Annotated in this window: 2 protein-coding genes; both read left to right on the plus strand. The window is 63.3% G+C overall.

What is annotated here, in order from left to right; translation table 11 throughout:
• Positions 1–361: VOC family protein (locus WAN71_RS07250; protein ID WP_422224685.1), on the plus strand; the 361-nt coding region annotated here is incomplete at its 5' end.
• 130 nt (positions 362–491) lie between these two features.
• On the plus strand, positions 492–2048 hold the full coding sequence (locus WAN71_RS07255; RefSeq protein ID WP_422224686.1) for an FMN-binding glutamate synthase family protein: 1557 nt from the start codon (positions 492–494) through the stop codon (positions 2046–2048).
• Positions 2049–2116 lie beyond the last annotated feature (68 nt).

Consider the following 2116-nt stretch of genomic DNA (forward strand, 5'->3'; position numbering starts at 1 on the left):
GGTGGATATGTCAATCGAACATGTCTTAGCTGTTGTGCCTGTGACCGACGTCGAGCGGAGTCGACGCTGGTACGAAACACTGTTCGGTCGCGCGGCCGACAACAATCCGATGCCCAATCTCGTGGAGTGGCAAGTAGTTCCGGGTGGATGGGTACAGGTATTCACCGACGATCAACATGCTGGCTCAACGGTCGTCAACTTCGCTGTCCAGGATTTGGATGCCTACATCGATGAGCTGAACAGGCGGGGTCTTGAGCCTGGTGAGGTTGTTGAGGCCAACAAGGGCGTGCGGTTGTCAGTGCTTAGCGACCCGGATGGCAACAAGGTCTGGCTCATTGGCGGCTTTCGAGTCCAATACTGATGGTGTTTGACTTCCAACTTGATATTTCGCGCTGACGCTACGCTCGCGGTGCACGCTATGTCGCGAGAGGCGGGGTGTATTGATCCGGTTTGGCTGTGTCGCATTGTTGACGGCTCTTGCGGGGGCATTGCTGGCCCTGGCTGTCGTGGGGCCGCGGGGCTGGTGGATTCCCGCAGCGGTGGTCGCGGCCGTCGCGGCCGTGGGCATCTACGACCTCGTCCAGCGCAAGCATTCGGTGCTGCGGAACTACCCGGTTGTGGGGCATCTGCGGTTTCTGCTGGAGGACTTGCGCCCGGAAGTGCAGCAGTACTTCATCGAGCGCAACTTCGACGGCCGCCCATTCGACCGCGACGTCCGCTCATTGATCTACGAGCGGGCCAAAGGTACCGCCGCAGAATTGGCTTTCGGGACCGAGCGCGATATCGACCAGGTCGGCTACGAGTATCTGGTGCATTCGGCGCGACCGGTTGAACCGCCCGACGAGCCATACCGGGTGCGGATCGGCGGACCCGATTGCGCGCGACCATACGACATGGCGCTGATGAACGTCTCGGCAATGAGCTTCGGCGCGCTGTCGGGCAACGCGCTGCGCGCGCTGAATAACGGCGCCCGCAAGGGCGGGTTCGCCCACGACACGGGCGAAGGTGGGCTGACTCCGTATCATCTCGGCGGCGCCGACGTGGTTTGGGAGATCGGCTCCGGCTACTTCGGTGCCCGCACCAAAGACGGTGCGTTCGATCCGGATCAGTTCGCGGACAAGGCGGCTCACGATCTGGTCAAGTGCGTCTCGATCAAGTTGAGCCAAGGCGCCAAGCCCGGCATCGGTGGCGTGCTCCCCGCCGCAAAGGTCAGCAAGAAAATCGCCAGCTATCGGGGCGTGCCGGTCGGCGAGAAGTGTGTCAGCCCGGCGTCGCACTCAGCGTTCCACACCCCGCGTGAGCTGATCAGGTTCGTGGCGCGGCTACGCGAATTGGCCGGCGGAAAACCGGTGGGTTTCAAGCTGTGTGTTGGCTCCCGGGTCGACGTGCTGGCGGTCTGCAAGGCGATGCTGGCCGAAGGGGTGACGCCGGACTTCGTCATCGTCGACGGTGCCGAAGGCGGGACCGCCGCTGCGCCGCTGGAATACGAAGACAACGTTGGCCTTCCGCTCACCGACGGATTGATGACTGTCCACAACGCCTTGGTGGGTACGGGTCTGCGGGACAGAGTACGGATCGGGGCGAGCGGTAAGGTCGCCTCCGGAAACGACATCGTCAAGCGCCTGATCCAGGGCGCCGATTACACCAACTCGGCCCGATCGATGATGATGGCGGTGGGCTGCATCCAATCTCAACGGTGTCACACCAACCACTGCCCGGTCGGCGTCGCGACCCAGGATCCCTATCGCGCCCGAGCTCTCGATGTCGCCGACAAGAGCGAACGCGTCTACCGGTACCAGCGGGCCACCGTCGCCCAGGCGATGCGCCTGATGGGCTCGATGGGTGTCACCGACCCGTCGATGCTCAACCCACACATGCTGCGCAAGCGCCTATCGCCCACCGAACAACTTTCGTACGCGGAGCTTTACGAATGGCTGGCTCCAGGAGCGCTGCTCGACCATGCGCCGGCTACGTGGCGGTCGGATTGGGAAGTCGCCGACCCGGACTCGTTCACCCCCATCGGCCACGGGCTCGGCGCTGGTAGGTGATTTCGGTGTTGGCGCCCTGGAACACGCCCGAGACGATGAGCGACGATCCGCCCTCACCGGCACCTAAC

It is taken from the genome of Mycobacterium sp. (assembly GCF_049280035.1).
Classification (GTDB): Bacteria; Actinomycetota; Actinomycetes; order Mycobacteriales; family Mycobacteriaceae; genus Mycobacterium.